18 protein-coding genes are annotated in these 18,764 nt (G+C 70.3%); 9 read left to right on the forward strand and 9 right to left on the reverse strand.

Annotation, left to right across the window (positions count from 1 at the left end; genetic code table 11):
• Window positions 1–82: 82 nt before the first annotated feature.
• Together IEX05_RS01505 and IEX05_RS01510 are read right to left on the reverse strand one after the other, a co-directional pair.
• Entirely contained in the window at window positions 83–1,120 is a 1,038-nt protein-coding gene (locus IEX05_RS01505) for a hypothetical protein (protein WP_188699626.1), read from the reverse strand.
• A 40-nt stretch (window positions 1,121–1,160) separates the two neighbouring features.
• Entirely contained in the window at window positions 1,161–1,928 is a 768-nt protein-coding gene (locus IEX05_RS01510) for a hypothetical protein (RefSeq protein WP_229661060.1), read from the reverse strand.
• A gap of 192 nt (window positions 1,929–2,120) precedes the next feature.
• Here IEX05_RS01510 and IEX05_RS01515 point away from each other — a divergent pair, with 192 nt between their 5' ends.
• Both IEX05_RS01515 and IEX05_RS01520 read left to right on the forward strand, forming a co-directional pair.
• Entirely contained in the window at window positions 2,121–2,576 is a 456-nt protein-coding gene (locus tag IEX05_RS01515) for a GNAT family N-acetyltransferase (protein ID WP_188699628.1), read from the forward strand.
• 79 nt (window positions 2,577–2,655) lie between these two features.
• Window positions 2,656–3,234 (forward strand): uracil-DNA glycosylase family protein, encoded by a 579-nt coding sequence (locus IEX05_RS01520; protein ID WP_188699629.1) that lies wholly within the window; start codon window positions 2,656–2,658, stop codon window positions 3,232–3,234.
• Window positions 3,235–3,241: 7 nt separating this feature from the next.
• On the opposite strand, the gene IEX05_RS01525 is transcribed toward IEX05_RS01520, so the two are convergent.
• A complete protein-coding gene (locus IEX05_RS01525) occupies window positions 3,242–3,643 on the reverse strand; it encodes an arsenate reductase ArsC (RefSeq protein WP_188699630.1) in 402 nt (133 codons plus the stop codon).
• A 39-nt stretch (window positions 3,644–3,682) separates the two neighbouring features.
• Between IEX05_RS01525 and IEX05_RS01530 the strand changes: the two genes are divergently transcribed.
• Genes IEX05_RS01530 through IEX05_RS01540 form a run of 3 tightly spaced genes read left to right on the forward strand, consistent with a single transcriptional unit; the run spans window position 3,683 to window position 5,709 of the window.
• Window positions 3,683–4,078, forward strand: a complete 396-nt coding sequence (locus IEX05_RS01530; RefSeq protein ID WP_188699631.1) for a DUF1801 domain-containing protein — start codon at window positions 3,683–3,685, stop codon at window positions 4,076–4,078.
• Window positions 4,079–4,118: 40 nt separating this feature from the next.
• Window positions 4,119–5,093, forward strand: a complete 975-nt coding sequence (locus IEX05_RS01535) for a hypothetical protein (protein ID WP_188699632.1) — start codon at window positions 4,119–4,121, stop codon at window positions 5,091–5,093.
• Window positions 5,094–5,097: 4 nt separating this feature from the next.
• Window positions 5,098–5,709: a GyrI-like domain-containing protein gene (locus IEX05_RS01540; RefSeq protein ID WP_188699633.1), complete on the forward strand. Its 612-nt coding sequence runs from the start codon at window positions 5,098–5,100 to the stop codon at window positions 5,707–5,709.
• An 18-nt stretch (window positions 5,710–5,727) separates the two neighbouring features.
• Here IEX05_RS01540 and cofD read toward each other — a convergent pair whose 3' ends face one another.
• The 6 genes from cofD to IEX05_RS01570 all read right to left on the reverse strand — a co-directional run bounded on the left by cofD (window position 5,728) and on the right by IEX05_RS01570 (window position 11,479).
• Window positions 5,728–6,699, reverse strand: coding sequence for a 2-phospho-L-lactate transferase (gene cofD / locus IEX05_RS01545; protein WP_188699634.1), 972 nt, complete (start codon window positions 6,697–6,699; stop codon window positions 5,728–5,730).
• Window positions 6,700–6,701: 2 nt separating this feature from the next.
• Window positions 6,702–7,760: an FAD-dependent oxidoreductase gene (locus IEX05_RS01550; RefSeq protein ID WP_188699635.1), complete on the reverse strand. Its 1,059-nt coding sequence runs from the start codon at window positions 7,758–7,760 to the stop codon at window positions 6,702–6,704.
• Window positions 7,761–7,812: 52 nt separating this feature from the next.
• Window positions 7,813–8,889: a GNAT family N-acetyltransferase gene (locus tag IEX05_RS01555; RefSeq protein WP_188699636.1), complete on the reverse strand. Its 1,077-nt coding sequence runs from the start codon at window positions 8,887–8,889 to the stop codon at window positions 7,813–7,815.
• Between the two features lie 77 nt (window positions 8,890–8,966).
• Window positions 8,967–10,037: a GNAT family N-acetyltransferase gene (locus IEX05_RS01560; RefSeq protein ID WP_188699637.1), complete on the reverse strand. Its 1,071-nt coding sequence runs from the start codon at window positions 10,035–10,037 to the stop codon at window positions 8,967–8,969.
• Window positions 10,038–10,119: 82 nt separating this feature from the next.
• Window positions 10,120–11,187 carry a GNAT family N-acetyltransferase gene (locus IEX05_RS01565; protein ID WP_188699638.1) on the reverse strand — a complete coding sequence of 356 codons (1,068 nt, stop codon included), beginning with the start codon at window positions 11,185–11,187 and terminating at the stop codon, window positions 10,120–10,122.
• A gap of 19 nt (window positions 11,188–11,206) precedes the next feature.
• Window positions 11,207–11,479: a hypothetical protein gene (locus IEX05_RS01570; protein WP_188699639.1), complete on the reverse strand. Its 273-nt coding sequence runs from the start codon at window positions 11,477–11,479 to the stop codon at window positions 11,207–11,209.
• 511 nt (window positions 11,480–11,990) lie between these two features.
• Between IEX05_RS01570 and smc the strand changes: the two genes are divergently transcribed.
• The 4 genes from smc to ftsY all read left to right on the forward strand — a co-directional run bounded on the left by smc (window position 11,991) and on the right by ftsY (window position 18,747).
• Window positions 11,991–15,452: a chromosome segregation protein SMC gene (smc, locus tag IEX05_RS01575; RefSeq protein WP_188699640.1), complete on the forward strand. Its 3,462-nt coding sequence runs from the start codon at window positions 11,991–11,993 to the stop codon at window positions 15,450–15,452.
• Complete coding sequence (locus tag IEX05_RS01580) at window positions 15,449–16,567, forward strand: class I SAM-dependent methyltransferase (RefSeq protein ID WP_188699641.1); 1,119 nt, start codon at window positions 15,449–15,451, stop codon at window positions 16,565–16,567. Before smc ends, IEX05_RS01580 begins: the two co-directional genes overlap by 4 nt.
• 83 nt (window positions 16,568–16,650) lie before the next feature.
• Window positions 16,651–17,847 (forward strand): ATP-binding protein, encoded by a 1,197-nt coding sequence (locus IEX05_RS01585; protein WP_188699642.1) that lies wholly within the window; start codon window positions 16,651–16,653, stop codon window positions 17,845–17,847.
• 30 nt (window positions 17,848–17,877) lie between these two features.
• Window positions 17,878–18,747 carry a signal recognition particle-docking protein FtsY gene (gene ftsY, locus IEX05_RS01590; protein WP_188699643.1) on the forward strand — a complete coding sequence of 290 codons (870 nt, stop codon included), beginning with the start codon at window positions 17,878–17,880 and terminating at the stop codon, window positions 18,745–18,747.
• Window positions 18,748–18,764: the final 17 nt, after the last annotated feature.

Below are 18,764 nucleotides of genomic sequence, written 5' to 3' on the forward strand. Positions count from 1 at the left end.
TGAGCTTTCTCCCCCCTGCAGAAGCGCAGGACCCACTCGGACGCGACGGTGTCATCGACCGCTGCCAGCGGGCGCAGCGAGCTCAGCCGGAGCCTTCCTGTCCCGCACCCGTCGTCCGGATGTCGACGCTCGTGTCCGGGGCTCCGTCGACGACCAGCGACGCCTCGGTGATGCGGGCAGGGATCGCCGCCTCGATCGGACCCGCCAGCGCCGACAGATCGTCTTCGTTACGCACCGCGACCTGCATGCGGGTGTCAGAAACCCATACGTACACGACCCTCTCGCGCGTAACCTCCTCGAGGCGTGAGAGGAGGAGACGGGCGTCCTCTCCGTCCGAGTCGCCGAGACGGACGAGATCGCTCGCGAAAACAACCTCCGGGTCGTTCGCGAGCGCGAGTTCGGAGGCCGCCGCCCGCGCGCGAGGCAGGTCCGACTCGTGTCGCAGGGCGATCTCGATTCTCGACGTGTCTTCGACCCGGATCCCAGTGAGCGGTACGACCGAGCCGAGTACGTCCCACAACCGCACGCCAGTGCCGAGGATCGCGGAGTCGCCCCTCAGAGAAACGGCCCCGTCCTCGCTGCGGACCGACAGTAACCATTCTTCGCCCGGCGTATTGCGTTCGACCACGGCCGGCAGGTCACGGGCGAGATCGATCGCGACGTCGGCCGCCGCGCCGTATACACCGACCGCCGCATCTCTGATGCTGGCCCCCCGCACCCTGTCATCGGACCGCAGAGTGAGGAGAAGTCGCAGGTGCGCGTCATCGACGGCGCGGTCGCCCGTCACTTCCGTCTTGAGGCCGTCGACGATGAGCGTCACGCGGCCACGCATCCGATCGGCGTTCGCGCGCGTGTAGTCGCCGATACGGCCCACGAGATCCGAGACGCTCCCATCGGTCGCGGTATCACGCACGACGACATCGCCGCGCACGCCGCCGGTGAAGGGCTGGTTGTCGTGACTCGTGAGCTCCATGGACTCCACGGCCGGATCGTCGCGGAACTCTCGCGCGAACGCCGCCGCCTCCCCGTCTCCGGTACAGCCGGCGAGAAGCACCGCGAGCCCGAGGGCGATCGTCGCGACGGCGGTGCGTCGCCGTCGCCCGCGTTTCTCGCCTGTCATGCGGCAATCATAGTGACCGCGGCCCATCGCCTCGCGGGCCTCAACCGCTCCGCTCCGTAAGGATCCGTTCCAGACCGTCGAGCAGGGCTGCTCCGCAGCGCAAGCGGGCGAGCACATCGGCCTCGTCCTCGCCGCGGCTGCCGCAGACGAAAAGCGTCGATCCGTCGGAAGCGATCAGATTCGCCGCGGCGGTGCCTCGCGACAGCGCCGGACCCATGGCCCGCACGACCAGCGCCGCATGCTGGGGCTCCGACCACAGCACGGTTCCCGGCCCGAGCGCACCCACGAACTTCTGCAAATGATCGGCGACGTCGAGGACGACGAGACCCGTGAGGATCGCGGACTGCCGCGTGAGGACGAAAAACGGCGGAAGGACCACCGCGCTGTGCATGCCCGCGACCATGCCCCAGTGCGTCTGCGGGGCGCTGCGCGCGAGGACCGGCAGCTTCTGCGGGCGCCGCACCTGGGAGAAAGCGTCCCTACCGCCGAAGGATCCGCGCAGCTCTCGCGCGACGACGGTGTCGTAGACGGCGTGTCGGCCCGCGAGAACATCGGGCGGCTGCGCCCGCCCGCCGGACCAGGTCCAATCCCAAAGAGCCGGATCCTGCGGTCGCCACATGCCCGGCTGCTCCCCACCCGGCAGACGCGCGCCGGGTGGGAGGCCGGCGGTACCGCGCTCCGATTCTTCGGCCTTCCGCCGGGCCCGACGCATCGTGCCTCGCGCCCAGGCGATCGCACCGATCGCGACCGCGAGAACGACGGCGCACACGATCGGCACGACGATGATCGCGTTTCCGTACTCGTCCATCACGAGCCGCTCCGCATCCGCCGGTCACCTGTCGCGCAGCCCGGGCGCGATGCGCGTCGGCGAGCGACGCCGACGGAGCGGTGACGGCATCCGCGCTCGCCGCGGGAGAGAGGAAGCATGGCTCCATTCTCTGCCACGCCGCGGTGATCATGCACGCGTCGCGCGTCGTGCGAGTCTCCGTATGATCGGGGAGTGCACATCGCGATCGAGTCACCTCGTACCCCGGACGTTGTCGAGCTGTTGGGCGAGCATCTGCACGACATGTATGCGACCTCACCTGCCGAGAGCGTGCATGCGCTCGACCTCAGCGCGCTGGAGCACCCGTCGATCTCATTCTTCACGGTGCGCGAGGAGGGCCAGCTGATGGGGGGCGGGGCCCTCAAGACTCACGATGCGGCCCTCGGTGAGGTGAAGTCGATGCGTACGGCCGCCCCGGCGCGCGGCCGCGGCGTCGCCTCGCTCGTGTTGACCGCGGTCATCGACCTCGCGCGGCAGCGGGGGCTCGCCGAGCTCAACCTGGAGACCGGAACCGAGGATTACTTCGCGCCGGCGCGCCGGCTCTACGAACGGCACGGTTTCGCCGAGCGCGGGCCATTCGCCGACTACACGGCGGATCCGAACAGCACCTACTACGGCATGCGCCTCTGACGTCTCAGCCCCGCGCGGGCCTCGACTCACAGGATGCCCGGGTGCATGCGGCCGCCCCGGCCGGGCGGATGATGGTGGGATGAGCATCGACGACATCCGACGAGAGATCATGGCGGATCCCGACAATGCGGCCGCGACGCGGCAGGGGATTCCGCCGCTCTTCACGGCGGGCCCAAAGGCGCGCGTCGTGCTCGTCGGGCAGGCGCCAGGGCGCCGAGCCCAGGAATCGGGCCTCGCATGGGACGACGCGAGCGGGGTGAAGCTCAAGACCTGGCTCGGGGTGACCGACGAACAGTTCCGCGACACCGATCTGTTCGCCATCCTCCCCATGGACTTCTACTACCCGGGGAAGGGGAAAACCGGCGATGCCCCGCCGCGCCGCGGCTTCGCGGAGACCTGGCACCCTCGGCTACTCGAGCTGATGCCGGAGGTGAGCCTGACGATCCTGATCGGCAGCTATGCGCAGAAGCGCTACCTCGGCGACCGCGCGGCGCGGAATTTGACCGCGACCGTGCAGGGCTTCGCGACGTATCTCCCGGAGTACTTCCCGCTCGTGCATCCGTCGCCGCTCAACTTCCGCTGGCAGGCGCGGAACCCGTGGTTCGAGACGGATGTGCTCCCGGCGCTTCGCGACCGCGTCGCGGAGGCGCTCCGGTAGCCCGGGCTCAGGACGGCAGGATCTCCGCGAGGAGCGCCTCGATCCGCCCTCTGATCTCGTCGCGGATGGGGCGCACCGCGCCGAGGTCCTGGCCGGCCGGATCCTCCAGTGCCCAATCCTCGTATCGCTTTCCGGGGAAGACCGGGCACGCGTCGCCGCAGCCCATGGTGATGACGACATCGGACGCCCGCACGGCCTCGACCGTGAGAACCTTCGGAGTCTCCGTCCTGATGTCGATGCCCTCCTCGCGCATGGCGGCGATCGCGACGGGATTGATCTCGTCAGCGGGCAGGGATCCCGCGGAGCGCACCTCGACGCGGTCGCCCGCAAGGTGGCGCAGGAATCCCGCCGCCATCTGAGAGCGACCGGCATTGTGCACGCAGACGAAAAGTACCGAGGGGGTCGACATGCTCGTAGTTTCTCACGGCCTGGGTCTACTGTGTTTCCCATGGCGAAGACCCACCCGCACATCGACTCACCGACCCGCGAAGACCTCCTGCGCATCGCGGGCGAGAGGCCCCTCGTCGACGTGTACCTCGCGCTGCACGCGCTCGTCCTCGAGACGTTGCCCGATGTCGTCAACTCGGTCGACGAGGTCGACGCCTCGATCGGCTATGCGGCGCGCCAGTACGGATACAACGGATGGGGCATGGCCGCCGTGACGCCGTTTTCGAAGTGGGTATCGCTGACGATCATGAAGGGCGCCGAACTCGACGACCCCGAGGGCCTGCTCGGCGGGACGGCCTCGATGCGGCATGTGAAACTCGCCTCGGTCGACGAACTGGAGGGCAAGCGCGACGGTATCGCGGCGCTCCTCCTCGCCGCGTCGCGGGCACACGCGTGACAATCTCGCCCGCGGGGCGATCGCGCTCCGCGAAGCCGGCGTGACCACCCATCCGCTCGCGCGGGCCGCCGCCGCGCCGATGAGCTGGGGCGTCCTGTGCTTCGCGGTGGCCGCGATCTGGCGCGGCGAGGGCTTCGTGCCCTATCTGTTACTGCTTATCGCCGGCTGGTGCGCGGGGCACACGATCGTCCGCGCGCTGTGGCGCCTCCCCTCCGCGCGTCGGCGCCTCGTTGCGCACGCGGGCCTGTCGATCCTGTTCCTCGCGATCGGCGTCGCCGTGACGTCGCGCTGGGGCGAGCTCCTGGATCCGCTTCCGTCGGCCCTGCAGACGTCCGCCTACCTGTTCGGAATGGCCTCGATCACGATGGTCGGGTGGGTGTGGCTCGCGCTGATCGGTCTCATCACCTCGTTCGTCACTGCCCGGGACGCGGCGCGCGTCGGCCCCGAGTGGGAGAACGACGGCGGCTTGGTGCTCCGTCTCGCCGCCGTTCCCGCGCCACACCGGCGACTCACGAACGCGACGGTCGTGACGGGCGCGGGCGGCGGGCTGGCGATCGTCCTCGCGGTCATCGCCTGGATGCCGCTTCTGAATGGCGGGCCGAGGCTTCTCGTTCTCCTCTTCGGTGCCGTCGCGCTGCCGCTGTACGAGTGGTGCAAGGTGCCCTTGCGCGCCCAGACGCAGGCATGCGAGGTGCGCATCATGACGCGTGCGCTCCGCATCGACGCGGGAGGAACCACCCACGACTTCGCTTACCGCGATATCGACGAGCTCGTGTGGTGCACGAAGGGGGAGCAGGCCCGGATCGAGGTGGCCGGACGCGGCACCCGGCGAAGCCTGCTCGTCGGGATCGCGCGCCAGGAGCCGGGCGTCGCGGCGACTCTGCCGCAGCTCTCCGGACGATTCCGGCGACTTCTCGCCACAAACGGCCTCGTCGAAGACGCGCGCCGTCAGCGGCACGGCCAATTGCGATTCTCACGCCCGCCTTCGCTCGTGCAGGCACAGGGAGGACGATAAACCCATGGGAGACAACACCGACCCCTCGAAGACCGACCTGAAGAAGACCGTCGACGGGTACCGCGCCCGCCGCGGCGAGATCCGGATCCTCGAGCTGCCGGAGACCCGCTACCTCGCGGTCGACGGGGCGGGCGACCCGAACACGGCACCCGCGTATCGCGCGGCGCTCGAAGCCCTCTACCCGCTCGCGTACAGGCTGAAGTTCGCCGCCCGCGAGACGCTCGGCCGAGACCACGTCGTCCCGCCGCTCGAGGGGCTGTGGTGGGCCGAGGAAATGGACGCCTTCACCTCCCGTCGCGACAAGCACGCGTGGCGGTGGACGATGATGATCGCGGTCCCGCCGTGGATCCCCGAGTCGCTCGTCGCTCAGACGCGCGAAACGACGCGGGGCACGTCCGACACCGTTCAGGTGCGCTCTTTGTCGGAGGGGAAGTGCGTGCAGACGCTGCACGTCGGATCCTTCGACGACGAGGGTCCGACGATCGAGAGAATGCACCAGCACGCGCTCGCCGCGGGCTATCGGCTCGCCGGCCGCCACCACGAGATCTATCTGAGCGACCCGCGACGGACCGCACCGGAGCGGCTGCGCACGATCCTGCGGCAGCCGCTCGCGTAGCGGCCCGCAGCTCGCGGTTCAGGCGCGCGAGTGGCGCGACCGCGCGAGCTCGATCGCGTCGCGGGCGAGCTGCGCCGACGAGTCGGCGTCGCGTAGCCAGAGCGGCACCGCGCGGGTCGCGATTCCCTGCGCGCGCAGCGGTTCCACGGCGGCGGCGTCGGTGACGTCGACGAGCCATCCATCGAGGATCCCGCCCGCGGAGCGCGCGCCGTAGTGCTCCGCGACGGCGCGGGCCGAGGTCTCCACGCCGATCGCGGCGAGGCAGGCGTCGGCCATGCCGCGCACTACCGCCCCGTCGATGATGCCGGAAACGCCGACGACGGGCGCCGAGGCGTCGCGCAGGAGGTCGCGCATTCCGGGCACGGCCAGGACGGGACCGATCGATACGACCGGGTTAGAGGGGGCGAGCACGATCACGTCCGCGTCCTCGATCGCTGCGCGAGCGCCGGCGCTCGGCTCCGCCCGCGCGATGTTCTGCTGCTCGAAGCCGCGCGCGGGGATCCGGGAACGGTGCTTCACCCACCATTCCTGGAAATGGATCCGCCCGCCGTCCGTCACCACCTGGGTATCGATCTCGGAGTCGGTCGCGGGATGCAGGGTGACGCCGAGCGGCCAGCGCGACCCGAGCCGCCGATACACCTCGCTCACGCTCTTGCCCTCGCGGATCCAGGCCGTCCGGGCGATGTGAGTGCCGAGATCGAGGTCGCCGAGGGTGAACCACTCGGGTGCCGTTCCCCATGCCTGAAGCTCGGCTGCGACCCGCTCGGACTCGTCCGAGCGGCCCCAACCGCGCACCGTGTCGTTCACGCCCGCAAGCGCATAGAGGAGGCTGTCGTGGTCGGGGGAGATCCGCAGGCCCGAGACCCACCAGTCGTCGGCGGTGTTGACGACGACGTCGATCTCGATCCCGCCCGTGCGGCGGGCGTGCTCGCGGAGGCCGAGGACGAATCGGGCGCAGCCGACGCCCCCGCCGATGACTGTGATGCGCATCCTTATACGCTAACGGGCGCTAGATACCGGGCGAGTTCCCGCGCCGCGTCGCGACCCGCGCGGTTCGCACCGACGGTCGACTGGCTGGGGCCGAAGCCGATGAGGTGTACGCGCGGCTCGCCCCACACCTGTGTGTTCGTCATCCGGATCCCGCCCATCTCGTTGACGAGGTACAGCGGATCCAGGTGCCCGATGTCGGCGCGGAAGCCGGTTGCCCAGAGGATGACGTCGACCGGGGCGAACGAGCCGTCTGCCTCGCGCACCCCGTCGGGCTCGATCGCCGTGAACATGGGGTGCCGCACGAGGACGCCGCGGTCGCGCGCCGCGATGGTGTAGCTCGTCCAGCCGAGACCCGTGTATCCGACGATGCTGCCCGAGGGCAGGCCCGCCTCGACGGCCGCGGTGACCTTCTCGATGGTGTCTCGGCCGGTCGTCTCCGGCGTGAACTCGCCGTCGGTGAAGACCGGTTCGCGGCGCGTGTACCAGCGGGTGTCGGCGACGCGCGAGATCTCTTCGAGAAGCTGCACGCCGGAGATCCCTCCGCCGACGATTGCGACGCGCTGCCCCCGAAAGTCTTCGAGGCGGGTGTAATCGCGGGTGTGCAGCTGCCGCCCGCGAAACGTCTCGGCGCCGGGGTAATGGGGGAGCAGGGGGTTGTTCCAGGTGCCGGTGGCGTTGATGATCGCGCGGGTGCGCCACGTACCCGCGTCCGTGGTCACGATGAGGTCACCGCGCTCGTCGTCGTCCGCGTACTCGACGCTCATGACGCGCACGGGACGCCGCACATCGAGGCCGTATGCGCGCTCGAACTCCGCGAAGTAGCGAGGCACCGCGTCGCGCGACGGCTCCCGCGGATCCATCGCGGGTTGCCGCATGCCGGGCAGGTCGAAGATGCGGTTGAGTTTTCCGACCGACAGCGACTCCCACCGGTGTTGCCACGCGCCGCCCGGCGCGGGATTCGCGTCGAACACGACGTGGTCGATGCCGCCGCGCGTGAGATGGTAGGCGGCGGACAGACCAGCCTGACCCGCCCCGATCACGACAACGCTCGCAAACTCCACGGAGTCTCTAACGCCAGGCTTCAGCGCGCATTCCCCCGTACCTCGCAGGCGGCTACGCGAGCTTCTTCTGCCACTCGCCCGTCCAGCACACGGGGCGGAAACCCACGCGCTCGTTCACGTCGAGCATGTAGCGGTTCTCCTCGGCGTTGAAGGTCTGCACGACGGGACTCTCGGGGAAGGCATCACGCCACCGCAGCAGACCGTGGGTCTTGACGATCGTGCCGAGGCGCCTGCCGCGGTGTCCCGACAACACGAGCGTGCCGATGTTCTCGCTCGGACGGGTGCGATCGGCGAGGACCTGGATCTCGTTGAACGCCACGATGTCGCCGCTGGGGATGTGGCGCACCGCCGTGACGGCGAGGGCGATGCCCGCCTCGTGCTTCATCGTCTCGCGGTGGCGGATCCGCTCCGCGTCCCACGGCATCGCCTCCACCTCGAGCTCGCCGCTCGGTGCGTCCGTGGACAGCCGGGACACCGCGGCCGCGTAGCCGTCGACGTATGCGTCGGGCGTCGGCGTCAACCACCACAGCGGCTCGTAGTCGGGGCCCGCGGCCGCCAACGCCTCGTCGAGGATTCGCCGAACCGGATCCGCATCGGCCCTCAGATCGAACGCGCTGGCGCGCTCCACCTGGCCGAGCGCGTAGCCGTGCCGCAGGAAGAACGCCGTCCAGTGGTCGTCGCGCGGCACGGATCCGTAACCGGTCGGTGAGGGGAGGAGCTCGCCCCCGACGCGAGCGGCAGAGACGAACGCATAGGTGTCGAGCACGCGCTTGCCCGCACCGCTCGCGATCCGCTCGAGCTCCTCGATCAGCGCGTCCTCGACGCCGACGCCGCGATGCGCCGAGGTGACGGCGACGGTGACCAGCGCGGATGAGCCCTCTCGTTCGTAGGTACAGTTGCCGACCCCGACGAGCGATCCGTCCGCGTCGCGCGCCGCAAGAAGATGCACGGCCCGGTACTCCTGGCGCCGAAACCCGGCGAGCCACGCCTCGGCATCGCCATCGAAGTAATCGGATCCGGAATCCTCCCGCTGCATCTCGTTGACGAGGCGCACGTAGTCGCGCCACTCGTGCGCATCCGGCGCGTCGATCGACTCCGGAACGTGCAGCCGGTCGATGGTGAAATTCATGCGTTCCTCTCGAACAGCGGTCGCGAAGGTCTGCCGTCGCAGGGGTCCGCGAAGCGGCGTTGTGTGGGCGGCGACGCTCAGAGCTGTCTGCTCCATGCGCCCTCCCAGAAGACGGGCCGGAAACCGACGCGTACGTTGACGTCGAGCATGTAACGGTTCTCCTCGGCGTTGAAGGTGAAGACGGCCGGCGATTCCGGGGCGGCCTCAAGCCAGCGCAGGAGGCCGAGCGCCTTGACGATCGTGCCGAGGCGGTGTCCGCGGTGCTCCGAGAGCACGAGCGTGCCGCCGTTCTCGGTCGGCTTCGCGCGATCGGATGCCACGATCAGCTCGTTGAAGGCCACGATCTGGGCGGAGGGGCGGTGCACGACTGCCGCAACGCAGAAGAGGTGCCCGACGCTCGCATGACGCTCATCCCGCGCGCGGATGCGCTCGGCATCCCACGTCTGCTCATCGACGTCGATGTCTCCCGACGGCACGTCCGTCGACATTCGTGACACCGCATACGCGTAGGCGTCGACGTGCTCCTCCGGCGTACGTCGCGACCACCAGATCGGTTCGTAATCCGATCCGGCGTCCGCGCTCGCCGCGTCGAGGATCCGCCGGAGCTCCGACGCATCGGCCGGCCGCTCGAAGACGCTCGCCCGCTCGACGAGCCCGAGCTCGTACCCGCGCGCCATCAGGATCCGCGACCGCGCGTCGCCACGCGGTACGCCGGCCACGCCGGACGGCGGACGGATCACGTCGCTCTCCGCGAGGCGGGACGCGTCTGCCGAGGTGGGGACGTAGTCGATGAGGAGTCTGCGCCCGAGAGCCGCGGCCTCCCGCTCGATCCGCCCATAGAGGGAGTCCGCGAGCGACGGATCCGGGTGAGCCGGATCCACCGCGACCATGATCTCCGCCTCACGCGCCGTCGAGTTGTCGAACTGCAGCGAGGTCGCGCCCACGATGCGGCCGCCGTCGCGGGCAAGGTAGGCGCGGGACGTCGAGTACGTCTGGTTCTGCAGCTGGGCCAGCAGGTTCTTCGCCTCCCAGGTGAGGATGCCCGTTCCCGCGCTGTGCGAGTACGACGCGTTCACCACGCGCGCATACTCCTCGACCTCGGTATTGACGGTCTCGGGGAGGCTCAGGGGCTCGATCGTGACACTCATGCGTTCCTCTCGCGGTCGGCGTGCCGCACACCGTCGCCGCAGGGGCGCGCGGGGCGGCGAGGGCCGGCAACCGTCGGGCTGATCAGAGCTGGGTGCTCCATGCGCCCTCCCAGTGGCTCGGCGTGAATCCGACCGCCTCGTTGACGTCGAGCATGTACCGGTTCTCCTCCGCGTTGAACGTGACCACCGCGGGCGATTCCGGGGCAAACTCGAGCCACCGCAGCAGCCCGAGGCACTTGACGATCGTGCCGAGGCGATGCCCGCGGTGATCCGAGAGCGCGATCGTGCCGTAGTTCATCGTCGCCTGCGTGCGGTCGGGCGGAATCACGAGCTCGTTGAACGCGACGATCCGCCCCGTGGGGTGATGAACGACCGCGGTGATCGCCCAGGTCTCACCCGTCGGCTCGACGCGTGCCTCTCGGGCGCGTACGCGGGACGCGTCCCACGTCTGCTCCTCGACCTCGAGCTCGCCGTGCGGGATGTCGGTCGACATCCGAGAGATCGCGTACGCGTAGGCGTCGACGTACTCATCGGGCGTGCGGCCCGACCACCACACGGCCTCGTAGTCCGGGCCTGCGACGGCGCTCGCCGCGTCGAGCCGCGCCTGGAGCGGGGATGGATCCGCGGTGCGGCGGTACACGCTGCACCGCTCGACCTGTCCGAGCGAGTATCCGCGGGCGAGCATGGTCTGCACCTCGGGCGCGGCGAGCGGCACGCCGCCGAAGCCCGATGCGGGGCGCAGGATCTCGTCGTCGCTCAGCGTACGGATGTCGACGGGCGACGACACGTACGCGCTGGCGTTACTGCGCCCGAGTTCGCGCGCGTGACGCTCGAGGTGCGCGAGAAGGGCATCGTGGAGCTCCGCGTCGGCCGGATCCGTCGCGACGGCGAACTCGACGTCGCGCGCGGTGGACCGGTCGTACTCGAGCGATGCCGCACCGACGAGCTCGCCGCCCGCGAGGGCGACGAAGCCATCGATGACGCGGTGGGTGCGTACGGCGTACTGCGACAGGAGCACCGAGGGATCCCACGGCAGCAGCGCGGATCCGGAGTCGCGCTCGTAGGCGCGGTTGATGAGCGCGACGTACGAGCGCCAGGCGCCGTCATCGGCCGTTGCCGGCACGGCGACCGGTTCGATCGTGAAGTTCATACTCGTCCTTTCGAGGTCGTCAGCGCGCGAGCGGCGGGAAGGGGTGCTGGTACGCGGCAACGGTGCGTTCGATGTCGCGGAGCGATGCGGCGCCGTGCGAAGCGCCGAAGCCGGACACGTCTGGCGCCTGCGGCGCAATCGGGCGTGTTCCCCACAGGAGCAGCGCGAGGCCGATCCGCATCGCGATGCGGTCGGCGAGCGCGGTGCGGGGAGTGCGGCTCCGCAGGACCTCGGCGACGCGCGGGGCGGCGGGGCTCGTACTCGGCGGATGGGCGGAAAGGGTGATGTTCACAAGAGTCTCCGAAAGAGGAATGCGGACTCCGCCGGCGTGCGCCGGCGAACGGTACGGATCGCGGAGAGGTCCGCGGGCCGCGGGGTGAGAAGGAACGGCGCAACGCCTGTCAGGGGCGGCGAGGCCGAGGGGGATCAGCGCGCATGAGGTGCACCGGGACACGGGGAAGCCCGTGGATCAGACCCCCGCGAGGGCGGACGGATCGGGATGAACCGAGAGGCGCGTAGCTTCTATCGGTTGCCGGCAGCGACGGTTCCGCGGCCGCGCGCATCTCGCAGAGCGGGGACGGAAGCGCCGATGGTATTCGTGAATGTGATCATCGTGGCCTCCTCCTCTCGGACCTCTGCGGGCGATCGAGCCCGGAACGAACGTGTGCGAGAGAAGACACTACGCATCCTCGGTGCGCGCGTCAAGGTTCCTCTCAGACTTCGGCGTGTCCCGCGTCATTCCGCGGTGCCCCGGGCGCCGAAGAATAGGGTGGATCAGTCACGCGAACGGATGAAGGGAAGGCATGCACCTCAAGAGCCTGACCCTCAAGGGATTCAAGTCCTTTGCGAAGCCGACGACGTTCGCGCTCGAGCCCGGTGTGACCGCGATCGTCGGACCAAATGGATCGGGCAAGTCGAATGTCGTCGACGCCCTCGCGTGGGTGATGGGCGAGCAGGGGGCGAAGAGCCTCCGCGGCGGCAAGATGGAGGACGTGATCTTCGCGGGCACCGCGACACGCGGCCCGCTGGGGCGCGCCGAGGTGCAGCTGACGATCGACAACTCCGATGGCGCGCTGCCGATCGAGTACAGCGAGGTGTCGATCCGTCGCACCCTGTTCCGCAGCGGTCAGAGCGAGTATGCGATCAACGGCGAGACCTGCCGACTGCTCGACGTGCAGGAGCTCCTGAGCGACTCCGGCCTCGGTCGAGAGATGCACGTGATCGTCGGCCAGGGGCGCCTCGACACCGTTCTGCGGGCGACCCCCGAGGAGCGGCGCGGCTTCATCGAGGAGGCGGCCGGGATCCTCAAGCATCGGCGCCGTAAGGAGAAGACCCTTCGCAAGCTCGAAGCGATGGAGCAGAATCTCGCGCGCCTCAGCGATCTCGCGGGGGAACTGCGCCGCCAGCTGAAGCCGCTCGGCCGGCAGGCCGAGGTCGCGCGCCAGGCGCAGACGATCGCCGCGGAGGTGCGCGACGCGAAGGCGCGCCTTTTCGCCGACGATGTCGTGCGCCTGCGGACAGAACTCGCGGACCATGCACGCGGGGAGCAGGAGCGTCACACGGAGCGGCTCGCTCTCGAGGAGCAGGCGGCGGGGATCCGCGGGCGCATCGCCCACCTCGAACGCGAGCAGACGGCGCGCGCCGTCGACGACGCGCAGAAGACGCTCTTCGCGCTCGAGCAGGTGCAGGAGAGGATCCGGGGGCTCTCCTCTCTTGCCACGCAACGTCTCGCACTCCTGGGCTCCGACGACGACGCGGACGGCCATCACGTGACCGTGTCGCAGCAGGCGATCGATGCGGCCCACGAGGAGGTCGCCCGACTGACGGATGCGGTGGGCGAGGCGGAGGACGCCGTCGCGGAGGCGAGCCGGACACTCGTCAGGGCTCGCGCCGAACTCGACGGCGTCGACGCCGAGATCTCGGCGCAGAGCGCGCGCGTGGCGGAGTACGACATGCGCCTCACGACGCTGCGCGGCGCCGCGGAGGCGGCGGAGCAGACGCTCGAGGCCGTGCGCGCGGGCGTGGTGCGCCAGCAGGCCGCTCTCGACGCCGCGAACGCGCGCCGTGCCGAGACTCAGAGCGCGTTCGACGGGCTCGAGGCCGTCGAAGCCTCGGAAGAGGCGGCCGCTCGCCTCCAGGACGCGTACGAATCCTCGCAGTCGGCCGTGGCGGCGGCGGAGCGGTCGCTCGAGGAGGTGCGCGACGCTCACCGTTCGGCTGAGCGCGAGGCCGATGCGCTCGAGGCGAAGGCGCGGGCGCTGAGCTCGGCTCTCGACGTCAAGAACGCGGCGAGCTCGATCATCGCCCGGGGCGGCGACGGTATCCGCGGGCTCGTGAGCGAGTCGGTGCAGGTTCGCGCGGGATACGAGGCCGCGATCGAGGCCGTGCTCGGACCGCTCGCGAGCGGTGTGCTCGTCGAGACACGGGAAGCGGCGTTCGAGGTTGCGGCCTCGACCGGTGACGACGGATCCGTCGACGTCGCGATCGCGGACGCGCCGCTCGGCGAGGCCGTGCCGGCGGGCGCCCTCGAGCGGGCGGTCGACGCGGTGACGGCTCCCAGCGGCGTGCTCGGCGTGCTTGGGGCGGTGCTCATCGCGCCGGACCTCGACGTCGCACGGGCCGCGCTCGACGACATCCCCGACCACGCGACGATCGTCACGCTCGCGGGCGAGATCGTGACCGCCCGCACGATTCGCGCGGGCTCCGGCGGCGGTCTCTCGCGCCTCGCGCTGCAGGCGGAGCGCGACGACGCGACGGCCCGTCTCACGGAACTGCGCGCGCGGGTCGAGGGCTTCGGGGCCGCCCGTCGCGAGAAGCAGGAGACCCTCCAGGCAGCGCGCGCTGCGCAGAAAGAGGCCCTGCAGACGCTGCGAGAGCACGACGCGCGGCTGGCCCAGGAGGCCGAGCACGTCAACCGCATCACCGTCCGCCACGAGGCCGCGGTCGCCGAGTGCGAGCGATTGGCCGCCGATGTCGCGGCCGCCTCGGCCGCCGTCGCGGACGCGGAACGGCGCGCGGAGGAGGCCCGTCGACAACTCGAGCGTGCCCAGGAGGAACCGCGGCCGGTGCTCGATGCTGCCGCGCGCGAACCGCTGGCCGCCGGCGTGGAGCGTGCCCGCGATGCCGAGATGGCGGCGAAGCTCGAGATCGAAACGACGAAGGAGCGCCTGCGGGCTGCGCGCGCGTACGCCGCAGGACTGGAGCGCCAGCGCGAGCGCGAACAGGAGGCGGCCGAGCAGGCCGCCCGGCGCGCCGTGATCCGCCGGCGACAGCGCGAGATCGCACAGGGGGTCGCCGACCGCCTCCCGCCGCTACTCGGATCCGTGTCGCGCTCGGTTGCCGCGGCGCGCGACGCGCTCGGCGAGGCGCAGCGCGTGCGCGGAGCCGTGTCGGGCGAGCTCCGGCAGCTGCGCGAGCGCGAGTCGGGGATCCGCGAGCGGCTCGCACGCATCACGGAGAGCGTGCACGGCCTCGAACTGCAGATCCACGAGAAGAAGCTGCACCTGACGAGCCTGCTCGAACGCGTGCAGTCGGAACTCGGGATGGGCGAGGAGGTCCTCGTCGCGGAGTACGGGCCGGCCGTGCCGCTCGATGACGGCGGGGCATTCGACCGCGCCTCGCAGGAGCGGCGCCTCCGCGCGGCGGAGAGGCAGTTGTCGCAGCTCGGGCGCGTCAACCCGCTCGCGCTCGAGGAATTCGAGGCGCTCGAGCAGCGGCATGCGTTCCTCACCTCGCAGCTCGACGACCTCGCGAAGACGCGCAAGGACCTGATGACGATCATCGGCGACCTGGACGAGCGGATGCAGACGATCTTCGCCGACGCCTTCGCCGACACCCAGGCCGCGTTCGGCGAGATGTTTCCGATCCTGTTCCCGGGCGGCGAGGGGTCCATCTCGCTCACCGACCCGGACGACATGCTCACGACCGGCATCGAGGTGTCGGTGAAGCCCGCCGGAAAGAAGATCGAGCGCCTCTCGCTGCTCTCGGGCGGTGAGCGGTCGCTCGCGGCGGTGGCGCTGCTGACGGCGATTTTCAAGGCGCGCCCCAGCCCCTTCTACATCCTCGACGAGGTCGAGGCGGCGCTCGACGACGCCAACCTCGGCCGGCTCCTCGGCGTGTTCGAGAAGCTCCGCGAGAACAGCCAGCTGCTGGTGATCACGCACCAGAAGCGCACGATGGAGATCGCCGATGCGCTGTACGGCGTCTCGATGCGCCAGGACGGCGTCTCGGCGGTCGTCGGCCAGCGCGTGGGGGAGCCCGCATGACACCGGAGGCGGCGTACGACGAGATCCATGGCCGATTGCGCCGCTGGCCCGATGTCGAGACACACGACCTCGTGGCGGCGGATCGCAGCGACCGGCTGATCCTCACCTCGGCGGGCGAGATCGCCGAGGACATCACGATCATCGGCGATCGCTACGGCGCGCTCGCGCTGTCGATCCTCGCGGCGGCACCGGGCACGCGGATCCGCATGCACCAAGACCCGATCACGGGGGAGCGGGCGCTCGCGAACAACGCGGCCTCCCTCGGCATCGATCTGTCGACTCTCAGCTGGCACGGGCTCGACGCCTCCCTGACAGGCGGCGCCCACCTCGCGATCGGGCAGCTGCCGCGCGGTCTGGGTGCGCTCGACGAGATCGCCGGGGTGATCGCCGATCACGCGGCCCCGGCCGTCCGCGTGGTACTCGGCGGGCGCCAGAAGCATATGACGCCGTCGATGAACGATGCGCTGCGCGCGCACTTCCGCGAGGTTCGCGCCGGCCGCGGCGCGGGGAAGTCGCGCGCGCTGCACGCGGAAGTGCCCGTTCCGGGGGCGGGGGATCCGTGGCCGCGCCGCGCGGTCCACGACGGCCTCACGCTGGTCGCCCACGGGGCCGCCTTCGCCGGTACCGACCTCGATGTCGGGACGCGCTTCCTGCTGACCTTCCTCGACCGGATGCCGCCCGCCCGGGCGGCCATCGATCTGGGCTGCGGCACCGGCGCGATCGCCGCCGCCTATGCGCGAGCCCATCCCGAGGCGCGCCTCGTCGCGAGCGACCGCTCGGCGGCGGCGACGACGTCTGCAGAACAGACCATGATCGCCAACGGGGTCGCCGAGCGCGTCCGCGTCGTCCGCGACGATGGGCTGGGGTCGCAGCCCGACGGATCCGCGGATCTCGTGCTCCTCAACCCGCCGTTTCATTCCGGCAACGCCGTCACGGACGAGATCGCCCCGCGCCTCTTCGCCGACGCCGCGCGCGTGCTTCGCCCGGGCGGTGAGCTGTGGACGGTGTGGAACAGCCACCTGCGGTACCGGCCCCAGCTCGAGCGGATCGTGGGGACTACCCGCCAGATCGGCCGCAATGCGAGCTTCACGGTGACGGCGTCGGTGCGCGGATGAGGCGCGGGGGCTTGCGCCTCGCGCGGCCCCGCTTTACTGTTCCTTACAGAACGCCGAAGTGTAAATTTCAGTAAAGAGGTCGCATGCTTCCGTCGCCGTATACGCCCGGAGACGTGCCGCGCGTCTTCATCGGTCGCGACAAAGAACGCGACCAGCTGCGCGATCTCTTCGCCCGCGTCATCGCCTTCGGAGAGATGGGCGGCCCGCTCACCATCGTGACGGGCCCGCGCGGTCTCGGCAAGACCTCCCTGCTGCGCGAGGTCAGCGCGGGAGCCGAGCGCGATGGCTTCGTCGTCGCCTGGCTCTCGGGCATCAAGAACCAGCCGTTCCTCTCCGCGCTCGTGGGTCAGGTCTCGCACGCCCTGCGGCGCGCCGACATCGTCGCCGAGCCGCGCCGGCGCAGCCGCCTCGACGAACTCACGGTCGAGGTCGGCGTCGGCATTGCGAAGGTCCGCGCGAAGATCTCCGCGGGCGACGACGACGGCGAGCCGTCCGTGGCCCTGCACACGATGGTCGAGGACCTCTTCCACGAAGCGGCATCGGCGGTGCGCGACGCGGGCGGCGCGGGCCTGCTGATCGTCATCGACGAGCTTCATGCGCCCCTCGAGCCCAAGGGGCGCGACGAGCGACGCCCGGAGCCGGAGCCGCTCGTGGACGCCGCCGTACTTCTGAACGCGATCCAGAACATGGGTGGGGACCGTCGCCGCTATCCGCTCGTCGTCCTCGGCGCGGGGCTGCCACAGACGAAGACGCTTCTCACGCACGCCGCGACCTTCAGCGAACGGATCCGGGAGCTCACCCTCACCGGCTTCGACGGAAAGGCGTCCGCCGCGGTGCTCACCGAGGCGGCGCGGCCCCTCGGCGTCACCTGGAGCGCCGAGGCATTGCAGATCGGTGTCGCACGCGCGCAGGGTTATCCTCAGACCCTGCAGGTCGTCGGCGACGAGACATGGCAGATCGCGAAGCCGAACCGGGGCGACGTCATCGAGATCGCCCACGTCGAGGCGAGCCTGCCCGCCGTCGACGAGGCGATGGGGTCGATGTTCCGCACCCGCTGGGCCGTCGCAACGGAGCGCGAGCGCACGGTGCTGCGCACGATGGCGCGCCTGCCCGGCGATGTCGTCGAGCGCGCGGCGATCGCTGCGGAGATGCAGGTCGACAGCGAAGACCTGGGCATGGTCCGCCGCTCGCTGATCCAGAAGGGGATCATCGAACCGGCCGGGCGCGGCCTGCTGCGGTTCACCATTCCGGGCTTCGACGCGTTCGTGCTCGAGCAATAGGCGGGAACTCGTCCCGATAGACTGGGGCGTATGGCAGAAAAGTGGTCCCTCGGTCGTGCCCTGCGCGGCATGTTCGTCAAGGAAACGATCGACGAGAACACGTGGGACGACCTCGAGACGGCGCTCATCACGGCAGACTTCGGTCCCGACATCGCCGAGGCGCTCATCGCCGACATGCGGGAGAAGGTCGCTCGCTTCCACACCGAGGATCCGAAAGACCTCAAGCGCATGCTCGTGGAGGCGCTCGAGGACCGCTTCGCGAAGTTCGACTCGACGCTCAAGCTCACGGAGCGCCCCGCGGTCGTTCTCGTCGTCGGCGTGAACGGCGTCGGCAAGACGACGACGATCGGCAAGTTCGCGAACTTCCTCAAGCGCTATGGCCGCTCGATCGTCGTCGGGGCCGCGGACACCTTCCGTGCCGCCGCCGTCGAGCAGTTGGCGACCTGGGCCGAGCGGGGCGGCGCGCAGATCGTCCGGCCCGAGCGCGAGGGCCAGGACCCGGCCTCGGTCGCCTACCAGACCATCGACTATGCCAAGCGCACCGGCACCGAGATCGTGCTCGTGGACACCGCGGGCCGCCTGCACACGAAGGCCGGCCTCATGGACGAACTCGAGAAGGTGCGCCGCGTCATCGAGAAGCAAGCGCCCATCAGCGAGGTACTCCTGGTGCTCGACGCCACGACGGGGCAGAACGGCGTCATGCAGGCGGAGGCCTTCCTGGAGCACGCGGGCGTGACGGGCCTCGTGATCACCAAGCTCGACGGATCCGCCAAGGGCGGTTTCGTGCTCGCCGTTCAGGAGCGCACGGGCATCCCCGTGAAGCTCATCGGCGAGGGCGAGGGCATCGGCGACATCTCCGGCTTCACGCCGTCTGCGTTCGCCGCCAGCCTCGTCGGCTGATCCATTTTCTTTCGGCC

It is taken from the genome of Microbacterium nanhaiense, from assembly GCF_014646015.1.
Lineage (GTDB): Bacteria > Actinomycetota > Actinomycetes > Actinomycetales > Microbacteriaceae > Microbacterium > Microbacterium nanhaiense.

Coding starts and splice junctions, on each gene's coding strand:
- IEX05_RS01525 (WP_188699630.1), bottom strand. CDS start 3,643: ATGTCGACCCCCTCGGTACTTTTCGTCTGCGTGCACAATGCCGGTCGC.
- ftsY (WP_188699643.1), top strand. CDS start 17,878: ATGGCAGAAAAGTGGTCCCTCGGTCGTGCCCTGCGCGGCATGTTCGTC.
- IEX05_RS01540 (WP_188699633.1), top strand. CDS start 5,098: ATGGGAGACAACACCGACCCCTCGAAGACCGACCTGAAGAAGACCGTC.
- smc (WP_188699640.1), top strand. CDS start 11,991: ATGCACCTCAAGAGCCTGACCCTCAAGGGATTCAAGTCCTTTGCGAAG.
- IEX05_RS01530 (WP_188699631.1), top strand. CDS start 3,683: ATGGCGAAGACCCACCCGCACATCGACTCACCGACCCGCGAAGACCTC.
- IEX05_RS01555 (WP_188699636.1), bottom strand. CDS start 8,889: ATGAATTTCACCATCGACCGGCTGCACGTTCCGGAGTCGATCGACGCG.
- IEX05_RS01510 (WP_229661060.1), bottom strand. CDS start 1,928: ATGGACGAGTACGGAAACGCGATCATCGTCGTGCCGATCGTGTGCGCC.
- IEX05_RS01505 (WP_188699626.1), bottom strand. CDS start 1,120: ATGACAGGCGAGAAACGCGGGCGACGGCGACGCACCGCCGTCGCGACG.
- cofD (WP_188699634.1), bottom strand. CDS start 6,699: ATGCGCATCACAGTCATCGGCGGGGGCGTCGGCTGCGCCCGATTCGTC.
- IEX05_RS01580 (WP_188699641.1), top strand. CDS start 15,449: ATGACACCGGAGGCGGCGTACGACGAGATCCATGGCCGATTGCGCCGC.
- IEX05_RS01565 (WP_188699638.1), bottom strand. CDS start 11,187: ATGAACTTCACGATCGAACCGGTCGCCGTGCCGGCAACGGCCGATGAC.
- IEX05_RS01520 (WP_188699629.1), top strand. CDS start 2,656: ATGAGCATCGACGACATCCGACGAGAGATCATGGCGGATCCCGACAAT.
- IEX05_RS01585 (WP_188699642.1), top strand. CDS start 16,651: ATGCTTCCGTCGCCGTATACGCCCGGAGACGTGCCGCGCGTCTTCATC.
- IEX05_RS01560 (WP_188699637.1), bottom strand. CDS start 10,037: ATGAGTGTCACGATCGAGCCCCTGAGCCTCCCCGAGACCGTCAATACC.